The following is a 25,336-nucleotide window of genomic DNA, read 5'->3' as shown; positions in this document are numbered from 1 at the left end:
GGCCCCCCCAATCCCCTTGCTGAGACCCACCCCGCCGCCGTCCGGGTGACGTGATCGTGGGCGCGTGGGGATCCGTCGAGTTGCTCCGGATCCTTGGGCGCTTGGTGGGCTCGGATGGGCTCGGATGCGGCGGGTGGGGCTCGGTGGTGCGGGATGGATGGGTGTGTTTGGGGCTCGGGTGAGCTGGAGTTGGGCGGGTGGGGCTTGGTGGTGCGGGAATCGATGGACACGCGCGCGGCCAGGGGGCGTAGACTCGTGTCCTTCACACGCTGGAGGTACGCCATGACCGAGGTCGTCCGAGGAAAGCAGGCTCTCATCCGCTTCGAAGGCGAGAAGTGCATCCACTCGCGGCAGTGCGTGCTAGGGCGCCCCGACGTGTTCGTGCCGAACGTGGAGGGGGAGTGGATTCACCCCGACGCGGCGACGCCGGACGAGCTGCTCGCGTTGGCGCTGGGGTGCCCGTCGGGAGCCATCGAGGTGGAGCGCCTGGACGGCGGTCCGGGCGAGGTGCCGCCCAAGGTCAACCTCGCGCGCGTCCGCGAAAACGGGCCGCTGGCGCTCCACGCCGAGATGAGCATCGCGGGGCACGGGGAGCGGCTGCGCGCTACGCTGTGTCGCTGCGGAGCGTCTGCCCACAAGCCCTTCTGCGACGGGAGCCACACCGCGGCGTCGTTCCAGGCGACCGGCGAACCGGCCACCAAGCCCACCGAGCCGCTCGCGGTGCGGAACGGACCCATTCAGGTGAAGCCCCTGCCCAACGGGCCGCTGCAGGTGAAGGGCCCGCTCGAGATCGTCTCCGGCACCGGGCGCACCACCGACCGCACCGAGAAGGTGTTCTTCTGTCGCTGCGGACAGTCCGCGAACAAGCCCTACTGCGACGGCACGCACAACAAGGTCGGCTTCACCGCCGACTGATCCAGCCCGCACCCCGCGTCCCGGTCCCGCACCCCGCGTCCCACCCCGCGTCCAACCCGCACCACCCGAACCCGTCACGGCCCCACCAGCCCCTCCAAGCCGAACGACCCCGCGAGTTCACCCGCCGCGCCCGTCGAACAAGCGCCTCCTCGGACCAGTCCCCGCCCACCGGACGCGCACCCCACTCGTTCACCCGCCGAGCGCCCAGAGCCCCACGCCACACGGAAGCCGTCGCGCAGGAGGCCTCGGCACAGGGGATTGGGGGGGCCCGATTTCAAGCGCCAACGGCGCGCCGAAATGGGGGAGGCACCGAAGGGAGCGCCTGCGCGACCGGCCCCGGCGCCGAGGCCTCCTGCGCGGCGGCGTCCAGCAAGCCGAGGCCCACTTCGCGACGACGTTCGTTGAGCCTCCGAGCAGCCAACCGCCGGGCGCAGACGGACAGAACAACCACTTTTTTGACCACCGCCCCCCAAGTGAACTACCGGAAGAGAGAGGCGTTTCATTAACTGCCTCAGGAACCGAGCAACGAGGACTCATGTCGTCACCTCATGGTGTCTGTCGCGTCTGCGAGCGCGACTTCGAAGTACGCTTTCGCTACCAGGTCCGCGAAGAAGCGGGCGCGTTCGTCTATGTGTGCTCCATGGTCTGTCAGCAGCGCCTGCTCTCGGGTGCGCTCGACGCGGAGCAAGTCGGCGCGCAGCCCGGCGCGTCTCGCGCGGCGGCCCCGCACTGCGTCTGCGATGTCTGCGCGCGCGCGTTCGAGCTCGAGTACCCGTTCCAAGCGGCCGTGACCGACGGCGAGCGCCGCTACTACTGCTCCACGGAGTGCCGCGCCGCCGGTACCGAGCGAAGCGAGACGGGCAGCGGTCTCATGGCGCCGACGCGCACCGTGCGCCGCATCGCCGTGTTCAACCACAAGGGCGGCACCGGCAAGACCACTACCAGCGTGAACCTCGCGGCTGGTCTGGCCGAGGCCGGCTACAACGTCCTGCTGGTCGACGCCGACGGCCAGGGCAACGTGGGGGCCTCGCTGGGCATTCGGGGCGAGAAGACCCTCTACCACGTGCTGGTGCACGGCCTCGCCCCCGAAGACGCCGCCATTCCAGTCCGCAAGGGCCTCGACGTGATCACCTCCAACGAGACGCTGGCCGCCGCCGAGCTGCACCTGGCGCAGCGAGCCAGCCGCGACCGCGTGCTGCGCGAGCGCCTTGGAACGCTCGGCGATTCGTACGACGTGGTCGTGCTGGACTGCGCGCCCGCGCTCTCGCTCATGAACCAGAACGCGCTGGTCTACGCCGACAGCGTCATCGTCCCCGTGTCCTGCGACTACCTGTCGCTGGTCGGCGTGAAGCAGGTGCTCAAGACCCTCCGCAACGTGCGCGAACTGCTGAAGCACGACGTCGACATCGTAGGGGTGCTGCCCACGTTCTACGACAGCCGCAACCGTGTGGCCCGCGACGCGGTGGACGCGCTGCGCAAACACTTCGGCGAGAAGTGCCTGCCGCCGGTGCGGGTCAACACGCGCCTGCGCGAAGCCCCCACGGCCAAGCAGAGCATCTTCGAGTACGACCCGGAGTGCCACGGCGCTGCAGACTATCGCCAGCTGGTGCAGCACGTCCTGTCGGTCACCGAGCCCGCGTCGCGCGGCGCCTCGGCCGGCTTTCAGGAGCTGTTGGCGTCGGCCTGAGTGGGGCCCGACACGGCCTGGTGTAGAGAGAAGGAGAGAGAGATGAGTCACGAACCGGCACGCGCGATGGATGAGCTATTCGACGGAGACGAGGTGCGCGAGGTCCTCCGCGAGTCGTTCTACAAACCGACGCCTGCGCCGGTGGTCAAGCCGCTCGCCAAGGTCAAGGCCAAGCGCAAGCAGAAGCCCAAGCCCAGCCATTACGAGGTGCTCTGCATCTCGATGTACCGCGACGACCTCGCCCGGCTGGACGCCGAAGTCGCGCGTTTGAAGGCCGAGGGACACACCAAGATGAGCCGCAGTGGCCTCATCCGCTTCGCCCTCGATCACATGGACACGAGCAAGCTCCCCAAGGCCTACTGAGCAATTTCGGGGCACCCACTTGGCGTTGCCCGGGCGACGCGGCACTATGGAAGGCGCTGTGAAACGCTTTTCTTGGATGTGGGTCGCCTGCTTCATGTGTGCCGTCTCGGCCACGGGGTGTGGGCTGGTGCTGGACACTCAGGCGCGTGACGGGAGCGGCAGCGACGCCGGAACCGGCCGACGGGACATCGGCGGGCTCGAGTGCACAGAAGCCTCCGAGTGCGACGACTTCAACGTCTGCAACGGCATCGAACAGTGCGTGGACAACCACTGCGTCGGCACTGACGCCATCCTCGACTGCGACGATGGCGTGACGTGTACGTCCGACCAGTGCGATCCCGCCATGGGCTGCCTGAACGTTCCGTCCGACGCCGTCTGTCCCGACCGTCAGTACTGCGACGTGGTCGCCGACTGCCAGCCCCTTCCGTCGTGCGACGATGCGTCGGACTGCAACCTGGGCGACCCGTGTGCCGGCCCCGTCACGTGCGAGGACAACATGTGCGTGCGGGGGGCGCCCGTGGTGTGTCCTCTCCAGGGTCAGTGCCTGGTCGGCACCTGCGTGCTGGGTGCGTGCGTCTACGCTCCCAGCAGCGCGCGCTGCAACACGGACGCCGACAGCTGCGCCGTGTCCACCTGCAGCCCGAACGGCACCTGCTCGCAGCCGGTCCCCAGCAACGCCCTGTGCAACGACGGCATCGCCTGCACCACGGACATCTGCACCACCGCGGGGCAGGTCAACGCGCCACGCTGCCAGCATGTCCCCAACCACCAGTTCTGCGAAGACGGCGTCGACTGCACGGTCAACCTCTGCGCGCCGGACGACCCCACGGCCGACCTCCTCGGTGACGGTTGTGCCATGCGTCTCAACGACGACATCTGTCAGGACAGCGCCGACCTCGGCGAGTGCGTGAAGGCCATCTGCTTGCCCAGCGGTTGCGACGATGGCCGCGAGCTCGATCGCTGTCCGGAGGGTGGCGCCTGCGACATCCGCACGGGCTACTGCGAGTACTCCGAAGGGTGCCCCAACAACTGCCTCGACTACGGCAGCCCGTGCGCGCCCGCCGTGTGCATCGACAACGAGTGCGTCACGGTACAGACCGACCCCTGCGTGGCCATCGCGGACTGCGCCATCGGCTACTGCGACGTCTCTGGCGCGGTGCCGCGCTGCGCCGTGCGTCCAGACCCGACGTGTTTGCCGGTGATCGTCGTCGGGACCGCCCCGTAGCCAGCACCGCGCCACCTGCACCGAGACGCGGGGGCGCATGACCTCCGCGCGGCTGCCCGCATAGCGTCCACTTCGTTTCCGGTTATACTCCGGCGCCTTACCAACGCGACGGAGTAACCCCCCGTGACCGATTCCCATCAGACAAGCGCGTTCCGCGAGGCCCTCACCTTCGACGATGTTCTCCTCGAGCCCGGCTACGCGGACTTCCTGCCCAAGGACGCCGACGTCAGCACCCGGCTGACACGAGGGCTCGAGCTGCGCATCCCCATCGTGTCCAGCGCGATGGACACGGTCACGGAGTGGCGCACGGCGGTCATCATGGCCCGCGAAGGTGGGATCGGCATCATCCACAAGAACCTGACGCCGGAAGAGCAGGCCACGCAGGTCCTCAAGGTGAAACGCGCCGAGAGCGGGATGATCGTGGACCCCGTCACGGTGCGGCCCGATCAGCCCCTCGCGCAGGCGCTGGACATCATGCGTCAGCACGACATCTCGGGGCTCCCGGTCGTGCAGGACGGCAAGCCGGTGGGCATCCTGACCAGCCGCGACGTGCGCTTCGAGACCAACCTCGACCAGCCCGTCATGAGCCTCATGACGCGCGACCTGGTCACGGTCTCGCCCGGCGTGGAGACGCAGGCCGCCAAGAGCATCCTCCACAAGCACCGCATCGAGAAGCTGCTGGTGGTGGGCGAGCAGGGCGAGCTGGTGGGGCTCATCACCATCAAGGACCTCCTGCAGGCCGAGCGCTATCCGCACGCGATCAAGGACGCATACGGGCGCCTGCGTGTGGGCGCGGCGACGGGGGTGGGCGCCGAGAGCGCGCAGCGCATCCGGCTGCTGGCGGAGGCGGGCGTCGACGTCATCGTCATCGACACGGCGCATGGGCACAGCAAGGGCGTCATCGACGCCGTCCGCGCTACCAAGAAGGCCTACCCGCACCTCGAGCTGGTGGCCGGCAACGTGGCCACCGCCGCCGCCACGGAGGCGCTCATCGAGGCCGGCGCCGACGCCGTCAAGGTCGGCATTGGGCCCGGCTCCATCTGCACCACCCGCGTGGTGGCAGGCATCGGCATGCCGCAGGTCACGGCCATCAAGGACTGCGCGGCCGTGGGCCGCAAGCACGGTGTGCCCATCATCGCGGACGGCGGCGTGAAGTACAGCGGCGACGTGGTGAAGGCCATCGCGTGCGGCGCCAGCACCGTCATGATCGGCTCGCTCTTCGCCGGCACCGACGAGGCGCCGGGCGAGCTGGTGCTGTTCCAGGGCCGCACGTTCAAGAGCTACCGCGGCATGGGCAGCGTGGGCGCCATGCGCAAGGGCTCGGCCGACCGCTACTCGCAGGGCGACGTGGTGGACGCCGAGAAGCTGGTGCCCGAGGGCATCGAGGGCCGCGTCCCCTACGCCGGTCCGCTAAGCTCGGTGGTCTATCAGCTCGTGGGCGGCTTGCGCGCGGGCATGGGCTACACCGGCTGCCAGACCGTCGAGAAGCTGCAGACGCAGTCGCGCTTCATCCGCATGACGGGCGCGGGGCTCAAGGAGAGCCACGTGCACGACGTGGTGGTCACCGAGGAAGCCCCGAACTACCGGCGCGGCTGAGCCGCCCCGCCTGATAGAGTCGCGGCCATGCCTGCCTCCAGCGACCCCTTCGTCCAGTGGTTCCGGTCGTCGGCGCCGTACATCCACGCGCACCGCGGGCGCACCTTCGTCATCCTGTTCGGCGGCGAGCTGCTGCAGTCGCGGGGGGCGCGGGACTTCATCCACGACGTGGCGTTGCTGCAGAGCCTCGGCATCCGCGTGGTGCTGGTCGCTGGGGCACGGCCGCAGATCGACGCGGCGCTGGCCCGCCGCGGCGCGGAGCCGCGCTACGTGTCCGGCATGCGGGTCACCGACGACGTGGCGCTCGCTTGCGTCAAGGAGGCCGCGGGCACCATCCACGTGGAGCTGGAGGCGCTGTTCTCCACCAGCTTGCCCAACTCACCCATGGCCGGTGCGCGCGTGCGCGTCGCGTCGGGCAACTTCGTCACGGCGCGCCCCGTGGGCGTCATCGACGGCGTGGACTACGAGCACAGCGGCTTGGTGCGCAAGATCGACGCCGAGGCCATCGGGCAGCGGTTGGATGACGGCGCGGTGGTGCTGCTCAGCAGCATCGGCTACTCGCTCACCGGCGACGCGTTCAACGTGGGCACCCCCGACGTCGCGTCGGCTGCGGCGGTGGCGCTCAAGGCCGACAAGATCATCTGCCTCACCGAGGGCAAGCCGCTGACGGACGGGCGCGGGAACGCGCTGCACGAGATCACACCGTCCGAGGCCGAGCGCATGGTCGCCGCGAAGCGGCGCTTGGGGCGCGACGTCCGGCGTCACCTCGAGGCCGCCGCGGTGGCGGTGCGACGCGGTGTGCGGCGCGGCCACCTCATCGAGCGCACGGCGGACGGTGCGCTCCTGCGCGAACTGTTCACGCGCGACGGCGTGGGGACCCTGGTCACGGGTGAGGCGTTCGAGGACGTGCGCCAGGCGCGCCGCGCCGACGTGGGCGGTATCCACGCGCTGATCGAGCCGCTCGAAGAGCGCGGCGTGCTCATCCGCCGCTCGCGCGAGATGCTGGAAGACGACATCGACCACTTCACGGTCATCGAGCGTGACGGAATGATCGTGGCCTGCGCGGCGCTCTATCCGTACCCCGAGAAGAAGATGGCCGAGCTGGCGTGCGTGGTGGTCTCCGAGGAGTACCGGCACACCGGCCGCGGCGAAGAGCTGCTGGGCTTCGTCGAGAAGCGCTGCAGGGACCGGGGGTTCACGCGCGTGTTCGTGCTCACCACGCAGACGGCGCACTGGTTCATCGAGCGGGGCTTCGAGCCCGCCCGCAGGACCGACCTGCCCGCCTTGAAGCGCGCCAAGGTGGACCCTGGCCGCGGCTCCAAGGTGTTCATCAAGAAGCTCCCGCGCGGCGACTGACGCGGGCTGCCATCCAGGAGAAACGCATGTCCGAGAACCAGACGTTCACCGTGAGCCTCGAGCTGATCGAGAACTACCGCTTCCAGGTCGACTTCGGCGACTTCGGTCAGCTGCTGACGGACGAGCCCGCGCCGCTGGGCGACGGTCAGGGACCGAACCCGGGGCGCCTGTTGGCCGCGTCCGTGGCCAACTGCCTCGCGGCCAGCCTGCTGTTCGCGGTCCGCAAGTACAAGGAAGAGCCGGGCAAGGTGCGCGCCGAGGTGACCGGCACCATGGCGCGCGTCGAGGGCCGTCAGCGCATCACCCACATGGCCGTGCAGCTCACGCTCGGGAACGCCGCCGCGAACATCCCACACCTCGAGCGCGTGCTGGCGCAGTTCGAGGACTTCTGCGTCGTGACGCAGAGCGTGCGGCGCGGCGTCGAGGTGGCGGTCACGGTCGTCGACAGCGAGGGCGCCGTCGTCAAGGTCGGCTGAACACGTCGTTCAAACGCGGACCACGACCACCGTGATGTTGTCTTGCGTGCCTTCCGCGAAGGCACGCGCCACCACGCGCTCGCTCGCCTCTTCACACTCCGCGTCGTCCACGGCGTCCAGGATGGCGTCGCCCCCCAGCACGTCGTGTACTCCGTCGCTGCACAGCACGAACGTGTCGCCCGCCTGCGCGTCCACCACGCGGAAGTCGGGCTGCGCGTTCGCGTTGGCCGCGATCACGCGCGTGACCATGTGGCGGTAGTGCGGCGGCAGGTGCGCCAGCATGCTCTCGCACCCTGCGGCCTCCAGGTCGGCGGTCAGCGAGTGGTCGCGCGTCATCTGCTCGATGTGGCCGTCACGGATGCGGTAGACGCGGCTGTCCCCAACGTGGGCGATCAGCACCTTGCTGTCGTGCACGTGGAGCGCTGCGAGCGTGGACCCCATCTCACGCAGGCGCCCCTGCGCCTCCTGCTGCACCTCCCGGTGCGCCATGCGGATGGCCAGGGCCATGCGCTCCTCCGCTTCGCTCGGGCCGTCGAGGGCGCTGGCGGACGGCGCGATGTCGTCGGTGAACTCGTCCGGCTTCGCGAAGAACGCGGCCAGGGTGTCCACGACGAGGCGGCTCGCGACCTCCCCGCCCTCGTAGCCGCCCATGCCGTCGGCCACCAAGAACAAGCCCAGCTCCGGCTCGATGCGGTAGCTGTCTTCGTTGTTCGGCCGGCGGCCGATGTGGGTGACGCCCGATGCTTGCACGTACTTCCTCCGCTGGCTCGCCAACCATTGCGAGGTCCGTGCCAGCGCGAAGGTCCGGGAGGGGCTTCCAAAAACGAGTGATTTCGCGGCCGATTTCCAGGAAACAAATGTGACGCTTTCGTTCCTGCACCGGCGCCGTGCAAGCTTGCACCACGTGAGGCGATGCTGCGCCCCCGCTCGCGGGCACCTCCCAGCGCCTGGACCCCCCCTTGAACCGTGCTACTCCGTCCGACCCGCGTTTCCCATCCTCGGACCCCCACCCTCGGCTGCCATGACGACTTCTTCCGCCCCCGCGACCGAATCGGACCAAGAGCTCGACCAGATCGTCGAGGAAGAGCAGAAGGTCCTGGCGCGTGTCCAGCGTACGCTGCTCGCGCGCGAAGATGGGCCCCGGCGCTCGCTCAGCCAGGCCGACTACGACGCGGAGCTGGTGGCGTTGCGCGACCAGATCCGCGACGCCCGCCTCGAGGACATTCCGCCGCTGGTCGAGGAGATGGAGCGCCTGCAGCAGGTGGCGCTGCGGCGCGCGCAGGTGAGCGAGGGGCAGATCGACAAGCGCTCGCCGTACTTCGGGCGCCTGCTGCTCGAAGAGGACGAGAAGAAGCGTGAGGTGCTGATCGGGCGCGCCACGTTCTTGGACCCGAAGACGGGCATCCGCATCGTGGACTGGCGGGACGCGCCGGTCAGCCGCATCTACTACCGCTACGAGGAGGGCGACGACTACGAGGAGACCTTCGGCGACCGCGACGTGGAGGGCGAGGTGCTGCTGCGACGCACGCTCGGCATCTCCGACGGTCGCCTGAAGCGCATCGGGTCGCCGCAGGGCAGCTTCCAGCTGCGCGCCGATGGCAGCTGGCGGCGGCTCGGGCAGAGCGCCGTCGCACTCTCGGGCGGGCAGGGCGCGGCCATGCGGCCCGAGTCGCACCACAAGCCGGGCACGCTCGGCGTGGGCGACGCCGACGCGCGCGAGGACAAGAGCCTGTCGGAGATCACGGCGCTGATCGACCCGCGGCAGTTCGAGCTCATCAGCCGCCCCACGTCCGGGGTGGTGGTCATCCAGGGCGGCGCCGGCAGCGGCAAGACCACCATCGGACTCCACCGGCTGGCCTACCTGGCGTTCCAGGACAAGCAGCGCTTCACGCCCGAGAACATGCTCGTGGTGGTCTTCAACGACGCGCTGGTGCGCTACATCTCGCGCGTGCTCCCGTCGCTCGGCGCCGAGGGTGTGCACGTGGTCACCTACGAGCGCTGGGCCGAGAAGGCGCGCCGCCGGCACTTCCCGCACGTGCCCATCTCCGTGGCGGACGACACCCCCGCGCACGTCATCCGGCTCAAGAAGCACCCGCGCCTCAAAGAGGTCTTCGACGAGCGCATCGCGCAGATCTCGGCCGACATCTCGGCGCGGATCGTGGACATCGGCAAGCGCCACGAGGGTGGGGGGCGTGCGCTGCGCGCGTTCGAGGAGAGCGCAGGGCAGCCCATCATCGCGCGCCTGCACCTGCTCTCCGCGTGGCTCGACAACGCCGAGAACGAGTCGCGGCAGGTGAACGCGGCGGGGCGCCACGAGCTGCAGCGCACCATCACCCAAGAGGTGGAGCGCTCGGGTGACGTGGTGGCCCTGTGGGCCGACCTGCTCACCGACGCGGGCCTGCTGCGTGCCGCGTTCCAACGCGACGACGCGCCGGGCCTGTCCGAGGCGGAGCTCGAGTGGTGCCACGCCTACTGCACGCGGCGCTGCACGGACATCGTCGCCTACCGCGAGGAGCGGCTGGACCGGGAGCGCGACGAGGACGCCGCGCCACAGGAGGCCAGCGACCACGACCACGGTATCGACGGCGCGAGCGAGAAGGACACCGTGTCGCTCGACCGCGAGGACGACGCGCTCTTGCTGCACGCCTATCAGCAGCTGGTGGGTCCGCTGCGCGCGAAGAAGCGCCAGGCGCTGACCTACGAGCACGCGTTCGTGGACGAGGCGCAGGACCTGAGCCCGGTCGAGATGTCGGTGGTGCTGGACACCGTCTCCGGCCGCGGCGGCGACAAGAGCGTGACCTTCGCGGGCGACGTGGCCCAGCGGCTCCACATGGACAACGGCTTCACCGACTGGCGCACCGTGCTCGCGCAGCTGGGCCTGTCGCACGTGGAGATCGAGCCCCTGAAGCTGAGCTACCGCTCGACGGCCCCCATCATCGAGTTCGCGACCGACATCCTGGGTCACTTGCGCAACGAGGTGACGGGGCAGGCCACGCGCGGCGGCGCCCCGGTGGAGCTGTTCCGCTTCGGGAGCAGCGGCGAGACGGTGGGCTTCTTGTCCGAGGCGCTGCGCAACCTGGTGCTGGCGGAGCCGCTCGCGTCGGTGGCCGTCATCACGCGCTACCCCGAGCAGGCCGACGAGTACGCCGAGGGGCTCAAGCGTGGCGAGGTGCCCAACCTGCGGCGCATCGCCGATCAGGACTTCCCGTTCCGGCCCGGTGTCGACGTGACCGACGTGCGCCAGGTCAAGGGCCTCGAGTTCGACTACGTGGTGCTGGTGGAGTGCAACTCCACCACGTACCCGCAGGACGACGAGGCGCGCCACCTCCTGCACATCGCCGCCACGCGCGCGGCGCACCAGCTGTGGATCACGGCCAGCGGCACGCCGTCGCTGCTGCTGCCCGAAGCGCTGCGCGCCGAGGCGGGCTGAGACGCATCGTGGGGCTCGCGCGCACCTTCACGCGCTTCGACCCCGCGTGGATCCTCTACGAGGATGAGCACCTCGTCGCGCTGAACAAGCCGGCGGGCATGCCCAGCCAGAGCGCTCGGCCGGAGTCGCCGGACGACGCCCGCTTTCGGCTCTCCGGCTTCCTGGACGAGCGCGCCGAAGCGCAGGGCGCGCCGCTCGGTGAGCGGGGCCGGGACGGTCGCGCCTACCTCGGCGTGCACCAGCGTCTCGACCAGGAGACCTCGGGCGTGCTGCTGTTCGCCAAGGCGCGCGCCGCCAACCCGGGCCTGGCCGAGCAGTTCGAGGGGCGCCAAGTGGAGAAGCGCTACGTGGCCTGGGTGGCCGGAGACGTGACGCGGCTGCCCGCCTCCTTGCGGCTCGAGGACGTGCTTGTGCCGGGGCGTGACGGGCGCACCGAGGTGTTGGGGAGCAAGGACGCACGGGGGAGCCGTGGACGTCCGCCGCTGCAGGGCGCGTCAGAGACACGGAGTGCGCCCGGCACGGCGGGTGCGGGACGCGCGCGCGGCGAGAGGGGCGGGCCTGCGGCCGGCGCCGGGCAGCGCGCGGTCACGCACGTGCGGCGCGTGAAGGTCGAGGGTCACCTCGCCTTGGTCGACGTGCGCATCGAGACCGGCCGCACCCACCAGATCCGCGCCCAGCTCGCGGCCCGCGGCTTTCCCCTCGTGGGGGACACGCTCTACGGCGGGCCCCCAGCCCCACGGCTGATGCTGCACGCCGAGGAGCTGCGCCTGCGCCACCCGCTCACGGGGGCGGCGCTGCGCTTGTGCGCGCCTGCCTTGCCGGACCACCTGCGTCTCGCAGGTGTCGCGCCCGAGCGCTCCCCGGACGCGTTGGCCGAGGCCTTCCGGGCGGCGCTGCGGCGCGCCGGAGCGCGACGCTACGGGCTGTTCGTCGAGCACGAGCGCGGCGTCACCACCGCGTTCCGCCTGCTGCACGAGGAGGGGGACGGCGCGCCCGGGCTGGCCGTGGACGTCTACGACGAGCATCTGCTCGTGCACCTCCGCGACGAGGCCCTGGCCGCTCACGAAGACACGTTGCTCTCCGTGCTGGCGGAGCTGGGCCCACGCGGCGTCTACCTCAAGCGTCGCCCCAAGCAGAGCAACACGCTGGCCGACACGCGCACCGAGGCACTGGCTCCGGAGCGCCCCGCGTGGGGTGAACCCACCGACGAGCCCGAGGTCACGGTGCACGAGGCTGGCGTCCCGTATCGTGTGCGCCTCGGCGACGGTCTGAGCACCGGGCTGTTCCTGGACCAGCGCGACAACCGCGGACGCGTCCGTGAGCTGGCTCGGGGGCGCAGCGTGCTCAACCTCTTCGCGTACACGGGGCCCTTCACGGTAGCGGCCGTGGCGGGTGGGGCCGCGCGCACGTGCACGCTGGACGTGGCGGCTCCCGCGCTGAGCTGGGCCGAGGCCCAGGTGAGTGCGTTGGTGGCCTCCTCGTCGCGCGGCACTTCCGGGGCAGTTCGCGCAGACGTCACGCCCGTCGCGGACGCCGCGGATGGCGCCGACACGCGACGGCACACCTTCGTACGCACGGACGTCTTCGCCTGGCTGCGCTCCCAGCGGCACGACGGGCAGCGCTTCGAGCTCGTCGTCGTGGATCCGCCGACCTACTCCAAGACCAAGCGCACCCGCTGGACGTCGGGCAGCGACTGGGTCGAGCTGTGCGCGCTCTCTGCGCGGGTCGCCGCGCGCGGGGGGCTCCTGCTGCTGTGCAGCAACGACCGCCGCATGACGCCGCGGGCGTTCCGCGGACACATCCGAGAAGGCCTCGCCCAGGCCGGGCGCGACGGGCGCATCGTCGACTGCGCGCTCCCCCTCGACTTCCCCGAGCCGCCCGTAGGCCCGACCATGAAGTCCTGCTTGGTGCACCTCGACGTGGCTCCCGCGAACCCCGGTGGTTCGCGGCCCCGCACCAGCTCGGCACAGCCTCGGGAGCGCTCGAGCAAGCGCACGCCGCCGGCAGCACCGCGCAAGGCCCCACGGCGTTCTCGCGGTCGCTAGGCCGTGCCCACCGTCATAGCGCCGTGTCCCGCCGCGTCAGAATCGGAGCGGAAACTGCACGAGCGCACCCGCCGCGGTCGTCGGGAGACGGATCTGGCGGAAGCCGACGGCGACACACTGCGACACCTGTGCGTTCTGGCGGGATGGTTCCACTGCCACCAAGTCTACGGACCCGTCGGCCTCCACGTAGAACGTCACCGTGAGCATGTACTCGCTCGGAGGCACCCCGAGGCCGGCGATGCACCGCCTCGCGTGCGGCACGGCGCGGGACGCGATGTTCCTGCGGATCTCTTCGCGCGACGCCGTCCCGTCGTTCGTGTGGCGTCGAGCCCGAACCCGACCGAGGGGGTCGGCGGGTCGATTCGGGTCACGCGCCGGCGTGAGCGGCGTTGCCGGAGGAGTCACCGTGGTATGCGCAGGAGACTGCGTGTTGGCGACGGGCGGCACGGGCGCGGTGCTTGGCCGTTCTGCCAGGCTGCTGGCGTATGTCTCGAGGTCCCTGCACGCGAGGTCGACGCCATGGGCGCACGACTGCTGCAGCAACTCGCGGGCTCGTGGGCGGTCTTCCGTGGTTCCGATGCCATCCAGGTACAGGAACGCCAGCAAGCGGCACGAGTCCCAGTGCTCTGCGGTGCACTGGCCACTCAGCAACGCGTACGCGCGGTCGGGATTGTGCAAGTGGTCCGGTCCATTCACCAGCAGGAACGCGAGGTAGTAGCAGGCGCTGACCTCGCCCACGGCGCACGCTCGCTCGTAGAGCTGTGCGGCGCGGCTCTTGTCGGCCTGGACACCGCGGCCCGTGTCGATGAGGCGGCCGAGGCGCGTACACGCGGGCATGTGTCCGCCCTCGCACGACCGCGCGAGGGTGCTCCGCTGGCGCTCCGGGTCCGCGGGACCGCCCTGCCCACGCTCGTAGGCAACGGCCAGGTTCCAGCAGGCGAGCATCGAGCCGAGGTCGCACCCACGCGACATGAGCGCACGACCGCGCACGGCGTCGACGTCGACGCCCGCTCCGGTCATGTAGCGGAACCCCAGGTGGTCGCAGGCGCTCGGGTCTCCGCTGTCGCACGCGCGGGCTGCGACAGCCATGGCCCTGGCGTCGTCGACGGGTCCCCCCGAGCCACTGCGCAGCATCGTGCTCAAGTGCGCGCAGGCGCGGAGCAGGCCGCCGTCGCATGCGACCGAGTACAGTCGACGAGCGTTCGGCAGGTCACGGGGGACGCCGATGCCTCCTCTCTGGAGCAGCCCCGCGAGCAGACAAGCCTCGAGCTGGCCCGCCGCGCACGCGTTGGTGGCGTCGTTCGCCACCTGGGCGACGAGCGCGCGCCCCTCTGGGGTGCCGGCCTGCTCGCGGCACTCGTCCAGGTTCCCGCGCGCGCAGTCGCTGGCCGGTGCCAGGTGAGGCGGGAGGTAGCAGCACGCGTCGCTGCTCTGGATCTCGGTCGCGCTACACTCGCGTCGGCACTCTTGCGCAGCGGCCCGTGAGCCGCCCGCCGTCCAGACACCCGCGACGCCCATCAGCCCCAGCACGAACCAAGCGGGCCAGGTGGTCACGCGCGCGCCTGATGCGGGGTCCGCCCCACTCGCGGTGCCGGTCGACACCCTCGGGTGGCGTGCGCTGCCCTCGTCGTCCTCTTCCGTTCGAACACCAACGCTCATCGCAGCCACCTCTCGCCGTGGACATCTGTGCGCGAGGCTTTTCGGGCCTTCGACGGGCCGACAGTACCACGCGCGCCCGCTTGACGAGCCCACGGCGCGGCTTCTTCACTCGAGCAGCAGAGTTCAGGCGCGCAGGTCGCGCAGCTTCACCACACGGGTGCGCGGCTGGGGCGCGCTTTCGGCGTGGATCCAGCGCCAGCACATGGTGCCCTGGTCGTGCCCCACGGTCTGGATCCAGTTGGGCAGCCCAGGGTCCTGGTGCGCCACCACCACGCGCACGGAGCCGTCCGGCTCGTACTTGGCCAGGTGCTTGTTCGTGTGCACGCGGAAGTAGCGGTAGTCCAGGGACTCCATCCAGTAGTTGTTGAGCTGGAAGTTCCAGAACTGGCACTCGGGCGGCGTCACCTCGATCACGAGGGCCTCGTCCGGCGCCAGCCGCCAGTGGCTGTGGTAGTAGCGGATGTTGGGGTCACCCCCCGCCTTGTTGCTCACCTCCTGGTCGAACATGGGCAGCTCGTTCGTGTGCTGCTGGAAGTCGCGCGCCCACTTGGCGAACAGCACGGACGCGCCCGCCACGAGCGTGGTCGTCTGCTCGAGGGCCTCGTCCAGCCGCTGCGCGGTGAGCGGTGTGGGCGCCGAGTCGCCGTCGATGCGCTCCACGGTCAGGTCTGCGATCTGCTCGGTCTCCCGGTCCAGGAACGTCTGGCGCACGATCAGCAGGTTGGTCTCGGGCTCCATGGGCAGCCAGTTGCCCGAGGCGGGGCGCTCGCAGCTCACCAGGATCTCGAACGTGCCGTCCGCGGCGATCTCCATGTTCAGCGCGTCGAGGCGACCGGTGGGCGGCATCCCGCCCTCGCCCTCCCCGTAGTTGCCCTTCTGCGTGCCGAAGTTGAGCTGTGCCACGGTCCCGCGGGTGCCCCGGATGCGATAGGTCATGGCGCCGCTGATGGCGCAGTTCTGGTAGTAGTTGTCCGGGTTGTCTGCGCCCATCTTGACCGTCTCGTGCACCATGCGGCGCAGCACGGGCGCGGCCGGGTCGTTGAACTCGAGGAAGTTCTCGAGCCCGGCGCGCATCAAGCGGGTCAGGTAGCGGTAGCCCTCGGTCAGGTTCTCGACGTCGTTCGGTGCGCCGGGGAAGGCGAGGGTGGCCCCCGCCGCGCGCAGATCGTCGCAGAAGTCGTCCCAGACCTTGCCGGTGACCACGCGCTCCTCGGCCAACGAGCGTTCGTCGTGGCCGCGGAGCTTGAGGGCGAACAGGGAGGCTCGGCGGTAGCCTCCCATGAGGCGGAACAGCATCTTGCGCATCGGGATCCTCTCGTATGCAACGGCGGAGGCCAGTGGCGACCGCCGGGCGGGGGGCGCGCAGGATACCCGAGGCGGGCGGCGAGCGGGGCTCGGGCTGCCCATGTGCCGGGAGTTGGGGAGCGATCAGTCGCGCTCGTGCCACAGGGGTTGCGGTTCTCGGCGCGCTGTGCAATACCGCAGCCGTCGCCTGTGGTTTGGCCGTGGGCGGCGTGCCGAGCTCACAGGGCCCCCCCTGACCCCAGCTCCAAACGCGACGGTGGGAGCAGCCGTCGACAAGGCTCGGCCCCAGCCCACATGCACCGTGCACAACGCTGAGTTCGTGCTTCGCGCTTTCGAAGCGAAGCCGAGGAGACGCCTTCCATGGGTGATAGCGCAGTGAGCGACCTCACTGATGAGTTGAACGACGACAACCTCGACGACGCCGACGGCGACGAGGACCAAGACGACGATCGCCTGAGTGTGCCCTTCGACGAGCTCCCGCCCGTCGCACAGCGGGTGTCGAAGATGAGCGACCGCGCCATCCAGCGCGTCACCGGCGGCAACGCGTTCCTACGCGGGCGCCTCTACGCGCGCCGCAAGTCCGTCGAAGATCTGGTCGCCGAGGGCGACACCGTCACGGGCGAGATCAACGTGCGCTCTTCGGACGAGCCGTACACCACGTCCGCCACGGTGAATGACGAGGACGTGTGGACCTCGCACTGCACTTGCCCGGGGTGGCGCGGCGCAGACGGACACTGCAAGCACGTCGCCGCCATCATCGTCGCCCTGCGCGACCAGGTGCGCCCGCCGAAGCCCAAAGACGGACAGTCGGGGGGCGAAGCCGAGGGCGAGCTGGACGGCGAAGAGCCCAACGGCAACGGCAAGAAGAAGAAAAAGAAGAAGGGCAAAGAGCCCAAGGCCGAGCTGGTGCACGTGCCGCAGACCGTCTCGGTGGGCGGCACCAAGCGCCGTCGCAGCCGACGTCGTCGCCGCGGCACCGCCGCCGACGGCAAGATCGAGGTGCTCTCCGCCCGTGACCTCCAGGGTCCGCTGGGCGAGTCGCGTGGGCTGTTCGACCTGTGGTTGCCGCCCGAGGCCCTGCAGCGCCCCTACGACTTCGAGTACCGCATGGCGGTGCGCCCCACGACCTTCGTCGTGACCCCCGTCATCGCGGGCACGCGGCGCTCGGCGCCCATCATCGAGGCGCTCGAGGCCTTCAACATGGTCGCCCCCGCGGACCGGCCCTTGTTTCGTGCGCTGGCGCGCCACGCCAACCGCTCACAGCCGGCCACCGCCGAGATCCGCGGTGAGGACGCTTCCGAGGTGCTGGCCATGCTCAAGGGCCGCCGCGTGCTGCTCGAGCCCGCCAGCATGGAGCTGCGCTTCTCCACCGAGGTGCTCAAGCCGCGCGTCGAGCTGGACCGCGCCAATGCGGACCACATGCGCGTGAAGGTGGCCTTCGCGCTCGACAGCGGTCGGCGCTTCCCCATCGGCAGCGGCAGCTGGTTCGAGGGCACGCCGGGCTGGCACATCGACGTGACCGACGGCGTGGCCCGCCCGCTCGCCGACTCGGTGAGCCCCGCCATGCTCACCCGGCTGCGGCAGCAGTCCGCGTTGGTACACCCCAACGACGATCTGCCGCGCCTGCTGACCGACTTCATCCCCCGCGTCGCCATGGTGCTCGGGTCCGAGCTGCCTGACCTCAGCTCCGCCGCCGACTTGGTGGACGAGTCCGCGCAGATCCGGATGAAGGCGCACGGCGACATCGTCAACGCGCAGGTGAAGTTCGACGTCATCTACGGGTCCCAGACGTTCGAGGTGCCGTCCATCGGCCTGCCCCCGCCGCTCGCGTTCCTGCCGCCCAAGAAGCCCGGCGGGCGCCCGCGCATCGTGCGCCGCGACGTGGGCCTCGAGCTGACCGCCATCCAGTACCTCACCAACATGGGCTTCGAGCCCGACGACGACGGCGAGTACATGGAGGCCGTGGGCGACGAGGCGGTCGCGTTCTGGACCCAGGGCGTGGGCCAGCTCCCGGCCGAGTGGGACAAGCTCATCCCCGAAGGGCTGCGCGCGGTGAAGATCCGCAAGGAGACCGTGCAGGCCCGCATGAGCGTCGCCAGCGGGGTGGACTGGCTGTCGCTCGACATGGTGTTCGGCACGGGCAAGCTCGTGGTCGCCGAGGACGAGCTGCTCGCGTGCCTCGAGAGCGGCCGCAAGCTGGTGAAGCTCGAGGACGGCAGCTACGCGCCGGTCGACGTGGACGAGGTGGGCGACATCCTCGCGCGCATGGCAGAGATCGCGGCGGGCTCGGACGCGAGCAAGATCCCGCTGTCGCAGGCAGGCCGCATCAACGACCTGATGAAGCTGGTGCCCAACGCCAAGGTCAGCACCTCGGCCAAGGAGCTGTTCGCCAAGCTGCACAACATCGACGAGGTCCCGAGCGTGGCCAAGCCGCGTACGCTCAAGGCCACGCTGCGTCCCTACCAGAAGCTCGGCTTCTCGTGGCTGGTGTTCCTGCACGACCTGGCGAGCGGCGGCATCCTGGCCGACGACATGGGTCTCGGTAAGACGCTGCAGACCATCGGTCTGCTCGCGTGGGCCAAGGGGCAGCTCGACGACAAGCTCAACCTCGTCGTCGCTCCGACGTCGGTGGTGCCCAACTGGGAGCGTGAGATTCGCAAGTTCGCGCCCTCGCTCGAGACGGTCGTCTGGCAAGGCGCGGACAGGCACGACAAGCGCGACACGCTCACCAAGGCCGACGTGCTGATCACCAGCTACGCGCTGCTGCGGCGCGACGAAGAGTTCCTTCAGTCGCTCGACCTGCGCTACGTCATCCTCGACGAGGCGCAGCACATCAAGAATCCCCTCAGTCAGACGGCGCGGGCCGCCAAGAAGCTCCACAGCGAGCGGCGCTTGGCCCTCACGGGTACGCCCATCGAGAACCGCCTGAGCGAGCTCTGGAGCATCTTCGACTTCGTGTCCCCGGGCCTGCTCGGGCAGCTCAAGACCTTCGAGGAGAAGGTTGCGCGGCCCATCGACCGGGGTGACGAAGAGACGGCGCGCAAGCTGCGCAACACCATCCAGCCCTTCGTGCTGCGACGCCTCAAGAAGGACGTGGCCGTGGACCTGCCCGAGAAGATCGAGCAGGAGATCGTGGTGCCGCTGGCCGACTCGCAGCAGGGTCTCTACAAGCAGATCCTCGAGCAGGTGCGCAAGAGCGTGCTGAGCGAGGTGGAGAGCAAGGGCGTCGGCAAGACGCACATCCAGATCCTCGCCGCCCTCACGCGCCTGCGACAGGTGGCCTGCGACCCGCGCCTCATGAAGCTGGAGGACCAAGAGTTCTCGGACATGGACAGCGGCAAGCTGGGCGCCCTGCGCGAGATCATCAGCGAGGCCGTGGCGGGCGACCACCGCGTGCTGGTGTTCAGCCAGTTCGTACAGATGCTCCAGCTCATCCGCGCGGCGCTCGACGCCGACGGGGTCAAGTACGAGTACCTGGACGGTTCGACGGACGACCGCATGGAGCGCGTGGACCGCTTCAACGCCAGCAACGACGTCCCGGTCTTCCTCATCTCGCTCAAGGCGGGTGGCACGGGCCTCAACCTGACGGGCGCCGACACGGTCGTGCACTTCGACCCGTGGTGGAACCCGGCCGTCGAGGACCAGGCCACCGACCGCGCGCACCGCATCGGGCAGGACAAGGTCGTCACCGTCTACCGCCTCATCGCGGCCGGCACGGTGGAGGAGAAGATCCTCGACCTGTCCGCCAAGAAGCGGGAGCTGGTCAGCAACGTGCTGTCCTCCGAGGGCAGCCCGCTCAAGGGGCTCACCAAGGCCGATGTGGAGTCGCTCTTCAGCGACTGACGGTGCGCCTCGGGTGACGACCGGGGTGGACCAACGCGCGTCGCGGCTGCTCGTGGCCGCGTGCGCTGCGCTCGTGATCGCGATCGCGCCGGGCTCCACCGCGCGGGCCGACGACACGCACTATCAGAGCGTGCTCATCGGTGACCGTGCGTTTGGGATGGGCGGCGCGGCCACCGGCTTGGCGGCCGACACGTCCAGCACCTTCTACAACCCGGGCGCGCTCGCGGAGCTCCCCAACCGGAGCTTCTCTGCCAGCTTGGGACTCACCGCCTTCGAGCGAACGCGCGTGCGCGCGGGGGTCCGGGGTCCCGGCTCGGTGGCCGACCTCACGCAGAGCGGCTCGCGCTCGCTGCCCGTGTTCTCTGCGGCCCTCCTGCGCTTCGGTCCTCACGGCGCCGACGGCCTCAAGCGGCACGCCATCGCGTTCAGCACGCTCTACCCGGCCACCGCGGACGTGTCGCTCCGCGTGGACCTGATGAACCCGGAAACGGGCATTCCGTCCACGGCGCGTGTGGACCACAACTATCGGCTCACGCTCTACGGCCTGAGCTATGCGCTGCACCTGTCGCACACCATCGCGTTCGGGATCACGGCGTTCCTCGCCACGCAGCGCATGAGTCATCGCGAGACGCTCTTCGTGGCCGGGGGCGGCGTCCCCACGCCGGACGGGGGCTTCAGCGAGGTGTCGCATTTCTCGGCCATCACGCGTATCGCGGGGCGCAGCTTCGGCGTGTTGCCGCGCATCGGCTTCTTCTATCGACCGAACCAGCACGTGTCGTTCGGGCTCACGTTCCAGCCGCCCGCCATCCCGCTCAAGGGGCGCGCTTCGCTGTCGCAACAGACGGCCATCGCCATCGCCGACTCGGGTACCGGCGTGACCACCACGTACTTCGAGCCGGTCGAGCAGCGCGGCATGGACGTACGCATGCCCATCCCGTGGATGATCCGTCTGGGCGTCGGGGGCCACGTGAACGACTCCCTCACGTTGGCCTTCGACGCGTCGCTGCACGGTCGCGTGCGCTCTCGTGCGCTCCTCCCGGAGGTCGACGCGGGAGCCATGCAGCGGGCGCTCTTCATGTCGTTCGACACGGCGCGTCGCACGACCTTCGACATGGCGCTCGGCGCCGAGTGGGTCATGCGCGACGGGGTGACCTGGCGCGTGGGGGCCTTCACCAACCGCAGCGCCGCGCCGCGCGTACCGGACAACACCAGCACCTATCGCCTGGAGCGCGTGCATCACTACGGCGCGTCCTTCGGCTTGGGTGTGCACGTGGGTGCCTACCACCTGACGCTGGGCCTCGCCGGGTCTCGCGGGCGCGGGTCGGCCCTCTCGGTCGATACCGACCCTGCGAGCACCACCATCTACGCGCGCACCGGCGTGGAAGAGCGCGTGCTCTATCTGTTCGTGACGGGCGCCACGCGCTCGGTGGCGCGTCTCGCTCGGAGCGCGCTCCACCGCGTGCGCCATCGTGGGCAGGAAGTGGACGAGGATGCGGACGCGTCCGACGAGGATCGCGAAGAGCACCCCGACGCGGTCGACGCCGAGCAAGCGCGCCGTCGTCGTCGCACCTCCCGCGCACGCCGCCCCGCGGACGTCCGGCCAGAGGACGAGCACGTCCCACCGCCCTGAGCGTACGAGGGCGAGCGCCCCGAGGGAGACGTGGCGCGGGCGCTCAGAGCCCGCGGCGGAAGCGGCTGGTGAAGGCCTCGAAGCCCAACGGGTCGCCGTCGATCCGCAGCTCGCCGGACGCGAGCGCAGCGACTGGCGATGTCATGTCGGTCGCGAGGCGCCGCCAGACACCGGTGGTCGTGTGAACGACGGCGAGCGGCTCGGGGGTCCCGGGGAGGGGGGTTCGGCTGGCGACGACCTCCGCGACACCTCGGCGCACCGTGACGAAGAACGTCTCGTCCGTGTCGCTGAAGTCGAAGCGCACCGTCTCGTGCGTGTCCGAGCCCAGCTCGGGGATGAGGCGCGTGACCATGATCTCGAAGAACTGGTGGATGGGCACCGCGTCCAACATGCTGGGCGCCGGACGGGGCACCAGCGGCTCCGCCTCTCCCGCGCGCAGCTCGTGGGCGCTCTCCAACAGGTAGCCGCGCCCATTGCTGTTGCCGACCGCCTGCGCCACGTCTGCCAACGTGTCGGCGAGCTCGCGCGCGCCCTCGCTCCCGGCGGTGGCGTCCAGGGATCCGGCGTCGCGCAGCAGCGTCAGGAGGTGCAACGCCCAGCGCGGGTCGGCCTCGCGTCGCGCCTCACGCGCCGCGGACAGCACCGCTTCCCGCCCGCCCATCATCCGCACACTGCGCTCTGCCACGACGTCCGCTGCGACGGGGTACAGTGTCTCCGGGCGACCATCGAACCATCCCAGGTGAGCGTCGTAGATGGCGCGCGCCGACCAGTCCAGCTGCCCATAGAGCGGTGCGAGGGCGGGATCTTCGGCCAGCCCACGCGGGAGCGACATCTCCTCCGCGATGCGGTCCACGGGCACCCCGGCGTTCGCCTGCGCGACGACGCGATCCCGCACCCACTGGATTCCGTCGCGGTAGCGCGTCAGCGCCGCCCCGATGAGGTCCTGGCCGGAGATCGGCACCGTGTGCGATGGAACGAGGTGGCGTGGCGAGAGGGCGCGCATGCGGTCCAGCGACCGGATCCAGTCGTCCACGGGGCGTGGGCTCGTGCCGCGGATGGTGTAGAGGTTCGGGAACGCCCGGTAGTAGTTGTCGCCAGGGAGCAGCACCTCGCTCTGTGGGAGCCACACGAAGAGCTGGTCGTGGGTCTCGCCGTGAGCTTCGTGCAGCTCGATCCGCACGCCCCCGACCTCGAAGCTCGCCTCGCCCGAGAACGTGCGCGTGGGCAGCACGATGCCGGACTCCATGGCCGCCTCGAGATCCACGCGGCGACCGAGCGCGGAGCACGGAAGGCTCTCGGCATCGACGTGCCAGCCGAACTGCCGCGCCCCCCGCACCGTCTCCGCGAGACGAAACGAACCATACTGTTTCAAGAAGTGGTCCCGGAAGGCCTCTGTGGCCCAGACCTCGGTTCCCTCTTCCATCCAGGCGCTCGCTCCTCCAATATGGTCGATGTGACTGTGCGTGAGCACGATGGCGCGCACCCCCCCAGGCGCCTCGCGCAAGAGCGCTTCGCGGACTATCCGGGCCCGCGCGGGGCTCATGCCGACATCGACCACGACGTGCCCATCCGGGCTCGTGATCAGGATGGTGTTCGCCAGGTCGTAGCCCACCGCGACGAGCACGTTGTCGGCCACGCGGAGGACACGCGGACGACCGACGGCGTCCTCGCAGTGCGCGTCGAGCACCGCGGGGGTGCTGACGGGGCGTACCGTGTCCACCACGCGCCGCGTCGGGCGCCGCGCCATCACCCAGGCTCCCACTGCGGCGAAGGCCAACACGAGCAGACCCGCCACCACCCACCTTCGGCGACTCGAGAGGGGACTCGCAGCGCTCGGATCGATGCTCTTCATGGGCTGACAATATGTTAGTAAGGCACGAATGTCAATGACACGCGATCCACGAGACCCCGCCCCGCCCAGCACTCGCACACGCCGCAGCGCCGACGAGGCGCGCAACGACATCCTCGACGCCGCTCAGGCTGCGTTCGAGCAGGGAGGCCCCGAGGCCGTGCGGCTCAAACCCATCGCCCAAGCGTGCGGGGTGACCCACTCGGGGGTGCTCTACCACTTCGGCTCGCGCGAAGGTCTGTTGGAGGCGCTCTTCCAACGAGCGGCGCTCGCCCTCCGAGAGGACACGCTGTCGGCCGTCAACGGCGCGTGGGTGGGCGGTCGCATGGACGTCGAGGAGCTGCTCACGAGCGTCTACGAGCGCGTGGCCGACCCCTCTCGTGCGACGCTGCTGGCCTACCTGCTGGCACACGGACGCGATCCGTTCCCCGCGGCGAACGAGCAGGGGCTCGCGCGCATCGCTCAGGGTATCAGCGCGTTCTCGTCGGGGTTCATGAAGAACGGCAAGCTGTCCGACGAGGACGCAGCTTTCGGCCTCGAGCTGATGGCCCTCGTCATGTTCGGCGATCTGCTGGTGGGAGACCACGTGCGCGCGCGGTTGCGTGACGAGCCGGTGGACGAACAACGGGAGCGCTTTCGGAAGCGCTTCTCCGCGCTGCTGTTGGCCATCGGAGGCGTCAAAGAGGAGTAGCGCACGCGGCGGTCCCGGTCGTTCCCGAGGGATGTTCGGGTCGCGCGGTCGCCCGCACATGGCGGTGGACGGAAGTGTGACGAGAAGGCACATTCGGAGTCTCGTGGACCAAGAATTGGAAGACCTCCGGGCCGCCCTCGACGGCGTGGACAGCAAGCTCGTGGACACCCTCGTGGAGCGTCGCGACCTGGTGAAGCAGGTGGCGCGCTTCAAGGTCGCCAGGGGGCGTGGCATCCGTGACCCGCAACGCGAGCAGGAGCTGCTGGAGAAGCTGGTCGCCCGCGGTGAGTCCGCCGGGCTCGACTCCCACTTCGTCACGCGCCTGTTCCGCGAGATCATCGACCACTCCGTGCGCTTGCAGCAGGAGTATTTCTCGACATCCGGCGACCCGAACGGGGCTCCGCGGCGCACCATCGTCGTGGCGTTTCAGGGGGGGGAGGGGGCCTACAGTCACCTCGCCGCCACGCGGCACTTCGGCGCCCGCGACGCGAAGGTGCTCTACGAGGGCTTCCCCAGCTTCAAGCTCATGCTGGAGGCGGTGAAGAACGGGATGGCCGACTACGCCGTGCTCCCCATCGAGAACAGCATCGCCGGCTCCATCAACGAGAACTACGACTTGCTCGCCAAGATGGACCTGCACCTGGTCGGCGAAGAGATGCAGCGCGTGGAGCACTGCCTGATCGGCGTGGCCGAGGTTCCCCTCACCAAGATCCGTCGCATCTTCTCGCACCCGGTGGCGCTCGCCCAGTGCGGCGCCTTCCTCGCGACGCTCACCAACTGTCACGCAGAGGCCTTCAGCGACACAGCGCTCTCGGTGCGTCGTGTCAAGGACGAGCAGGATCTGTCGCAGGCTGCCATCGCCAGTGAAGAGGCCGCGCGAGTGTACGGACTGCCCGTGCTGGCGCGCGGCATCGCGGATCAGAAGGACAACTTCACGCGCATGGTGATGGTGGCCAAGGAGCCCGTCGTCTATGACGCTGCGCTGCAGTGCAAGACCTCGCTCATCCTGTCCACCAAGCACGAGGGCGGCGCGCTCCTGAAAGTGCTGCAGACACTCGCGAACCACGGGTTGAACCTCACCAAGCTCGAGTCGCGTCCGCAGCCCGACTCGCCGTTCGAGTACGTCTTCTACGTGGACTTCGAGGGCAACACCGTCACGCCCGAGACGCAGGCTGCGCTCGAGGAGCTGCGCGCGTGCACGTCGTTCCTGCGCGTGCTGGGCTCGTACCCGGCGCGTCGTCCGAGTTGACGGTGCGCCCGAGGCGG

Annotated in this window: 17 protein-coding genes; 13 read left to right on the top strand and 4 right to left on the bottom strand. The window is 69.9% G+C overall.

Annotation, left to right across the window (positions count from 1 at the left end):
- Positions 1-282 precede the first annotated feature (282 nt).
- From H6726_22840 to H6726_22810, 7 genes are all read left to right on the top strand, one after another.
- The gene (locus H6726_22840) at positions 283-915 is read left to right on the top strand and encodes a CDGSH iron-sulfur domain-containing protein (protein MCB9660500.1); all 633 of its coding nucleotides are present in this window, start codon (positions 283-285) and stop codon (positions 913-915) included.
- Positions 916-1,786: 871 nt separating this feature from the next.
- Positions 1,787-2,602 carry a ParA family protein gene (locus H6726_22835; GenBank protein ID MCB9660499.1) on the top strand — a complete coding sequence of 272 codons (816 nt, stop codon included), beginning with the start codon at positions 1,787-1,789 and terminating at the stop codon, positions 2,600-2,602.
- A gap of 42 nt (positions 2,603-2,644) precedes the next feature.
- On the top strand, positions 2,645-2,965 hold the full coding sequence (locus tag H6726_22830; protein ID MCB9660498.1) for a hypothetical protein: 321 nt from the start codon (positions 2,645-2,647) through the stop codon (positions 2,963-2,965).
- 58 nt (positions 2,966-3,023) lie between these two features.
- The gene (locus tag H6726_22825; GenBank protein ID MCB9660497.1) at positions 3,024-4,190 is read left to right on the top strand and encodes a hypothetical protein; all 1,167 of its coding nucleotides are present in this window, start codon (positions 3,024-3,026) and stop codon (positions 4,188-4,190) included.
- 123 nt (positions 4,191-4,313) lie between these two features.
- Complete coding sequence (gene guaB, locus H6726_22820) at positions 4,314-5,786, top strand: IMP dehydrogenase (protein ID MCB9660496.1); 1,473 nt, start codon at positions 4,314-4,316, stop codon at positions 5,784-5,786.
- A 27-nt stretch (positions 5,787-5,813) separates the two neighbouring features.
- Complete coding sequence (gene argA / locus H6726_22815; GenBank protein ID MCB9660495.1) at positions 5,814-7,142, top strand: amino-acid N-acetyltransferase; 1,329 nt, start codon at positions 5,814-5,816, stop codon at positions 7,140-7,142.
- Positions 7,143-7,168: 26 nt separating this feature from the next.
- Positions 7,169-7,618 carry an OsmC family protein gene (locus H6726_22810; protein MCB9660494.1) on the top strand — a complete coding sequence of 150 codons (450 nt, stop codon included), beginning with the start codon at positions 7,169-7,171 and terminating at the stop codon, positions 7,616-7,618.
- 9 nt (positions 7,619-7,627) lie between these two features.
- On the opposite strand, the gene H6726_22805 is transcribed toward H6726_22810, so the two are convergent.
- Complete coding sequence (locus tag H6726_22805; protein MCB9660493.1) at positions 7,628-8,368, bottom strand: serine/threonine-protein phosphatase; 741 nt, start codon at positions 8,366-8,368, stop codon at positions 7,628-7,630.
- Positions 8,369-8,639: 271 nt separating this feature from the next.
- Between H6726_22805 and H6726_22800 the strand changes: the two genes are divergently transcribed.
- Positions 8,640-11,048, top strand: coding sequence for an ATP-binding domain-containing protein (locus tag H6726_22800; GenBank protein ID MCB9660492.1), 2,409 nt, complete (start codon positions 8,640-8,642; stop codon positions 11,046-11,048).
- An 8-nt stretch (positions 11,049-11,056) separates the two neighbouring features.
- Positions 11,057-13,093 carry a class I SAM-dependent methyltransferase gene (locus H6726_22795; protein ID MCB9660491.1) on the top strand — a complete coding sequence of 679 codons (2,037 nt, stop codon included), beginning with the start codon at positions 11,057-11,059 and terminating at the stop codon, positions 13,091-13,093.
- A gap of 36 nt (positions 13,094-13,129) precedes the next feature.
- Here H6726_22795 and H6726_22790 read toward each other — a convergent pair whose 3' ends face one another.
- Both H6726_22790 and H6726_22785 read right to left on the bottom strand, forming a co-directional pair.
- A complete protein-coding gene (locus H6726_22790; GenBank protein ID MCB9660490.1) occupies positions 13,130-14,752 on the bottom strand; it encodes a sel1 repeat family protein in 1,623 nt (540 codons plus the stop codon).
- A 123-nt stretch (positions 14,753-14,875) separates the two neighbouring features.
- Positions 14,876-16,057, bottom strand: a complete 1,182-nt coding sequence (locus H6726_22785; GenBank protein MCB9660489.1) for a DUF1214 domain-containing protein — start codon at positions 16,055-16,057, stop codon at positions 14,876-14,878.
- Positions 16,058-16,417: 360 nt separating this feature from the next.
- On the opposite strand from H6726_22785, the gene H6726_22780 reads away from it, so the two are divergent.
- Both H6726_22780 and H6726_22775 read left to right on the top strand, forming a co-directional pair.
- Positions 16,418-19,900: an SNF2 helicase associated domain-containing protein gene (locus H6726_22780; GenBank protein MCB9660488.1), complete on the top strand. Its 3,483-nt coding sequence runs from the start codon at positions 16,418-16,420 to the stop codon at positions 19,898-19,900.
- A 13-nt stretch (positions 19,901-19,913) separates the two neighbouring features.
- A complete protein-coding gene (locus tag H6726_22775) occupies positions 19,914-21,530 on the top strand; it encodes an outer membrane protein transport protein (protein MCB9660487.1) in 1,617 nt (538 codons plus the stop codon).
- Between the two features lie 43 nt (positions 21,531-21,573).
- Here the strand turns inward: H6726_22775 and H6726_22770 are convergent, their stop codons facing one another.
- Positions 21,574-23,382 carry an MBL fold metallo-hydrolase gene (locus H6726_22770; GenBank protein MCB9660486.1) on the bottom strand — a complete coding sequence of 603 codons (1,809 nt, stop codon included), beginning with the start codon at positions 23,380-23,382 and terminating at the stop codon, positions 21,574-21,576.
- A 34-nt stretch (positions 23,383-23,416) separates the two neighbouring features.
- Here H6726_22770 and H6726_22765 point away from each other — a divergent pair, with 34 nt between their 5' ends.
- Together H6726_22765 and pheA are read left to right on the top strand one after the other, a co-directional pair.
- Positions 23,417-24,070: a TetR/AcrR family transcriptional regulator gene (locus H6726_22765; GenBank protein MCB9660485.1), complete on the top strand. Its 654-nt coding sequence runs from the start codon at positions 23,417-23,419 to the stop codon at positions 24,068-24,070.
- Between the two features lie 103 nt (positions 24,071-24,173).
- Positions 24,174-25,319 carry a prephenate dehydratase gene (gene pheA / locus H6726_22760; GenBank protein MCB9660484.1) on the top strand — a complete coding sequence of 382 codons (1,146 nt, stop codon included), beginning with the start codon at positions 24,174-24,176 and terminating at the stop codon, positions 25,317-25,319.
- The last annotated feature ends 17 nt before the right edge of the window (positions 25,320-25,336 follow it).

The organism is Sandaracinaceae bacterium, from assembly GCA_020633055.1.
In the GTDB taxonomy this organism is placed as follows: domain Bacteria; phylum Myxococcota_A; class Polyangia; order Polyangiales; family Houyiibacteriaceae; genus JADJJE01.
Note: the sequence above shows the minus strand (reverse complement) of the source record. Positions and strands in the feature narration are given on the sequence as shown.

What these genes read in the sequence shown, in the direction of transcription:
- H6726_22840 (MCB9660500.1), top strand. Translation starts at nt 283, where the DNA reads ATGACCGAGGTCGTCCGAGGAAAGCAGGCTCTCATCCGCTTCGAAGGC.
- H6726_22835 (MCB9660499.1), top strand. Translation starts at nt 1,787, where the DNA reads ATGGCGCCGACGCGCACCGTGCGCCGCATCGCCGTGTTCAACCACAAG.
- H6726_22830 (MCB9660498.1), top strand. Translation starts at nt 2,645, where the DNA reads ATGAGTCACGAACCGGCACGCGCGATGGATGAGCTATTCGACGGAGAC.
- argA (MCB9660495.1), top strand. Translation starts at nt 5,814, where the DNA reads ATGCCTGCCTCCAGCGACCCCTTCGTCCAGTGGTTCCGGTCGTCGGCG.
- H6726_22810 (MCB9660494.1), top strand. Translation starts at nt 7,169, where the DNA reads ATGTCCGAGAACCAGACGTTCACCGTGAGCCTCGAGCTGATCGAGAAC.
- H6726_22800 (MCB9660492.1), top strand. Translation starts at nt 8,640, where the DNA reads ATGACGACTTCTTCCGCCCCCGCGACCGAATCGGACCAAGAGCTCGAC.
- H6726_22790 (MCB9660490.1), bottom strand. Translation starts at nt 14,752, where the DNA reads ATGAGCGTTGGTGTTCGAACGGAAGAGGACGACGAGGGCAGCGCACGC.
- H6726_22785 (MCB9660489.1), bottom strand. Translation starts at nt 16,057, where the DNA reads ATGCGCAAGATGCTGTTCCGCCTCATGGGAGGCTACCGCCGAGCCTCC.
- H6726_22780 (MCB9660488.1), top strand. Translation starts at nt 16,418, where the DNA reads ATGGGTGATAGCGCAGTGAGCGACCTCACTGATGAGTTGAACGACGAC.
- H6726_22770 (MCB9660486.1), bottom strand. Translation starts at nt 23,382, where the DNA reads ATGAAGAGCATCGATCCGAGCGCTGCGAGTCCCCTCTCGAGTCGCCGA.
- H6726_22765 (MCB9660485.1), top strand. Translation starts at nt 23,417, where the DNA reads ATGACACGCGATCCACGAGACCCCGCCCCGCCCAGCACTCGCACACGC.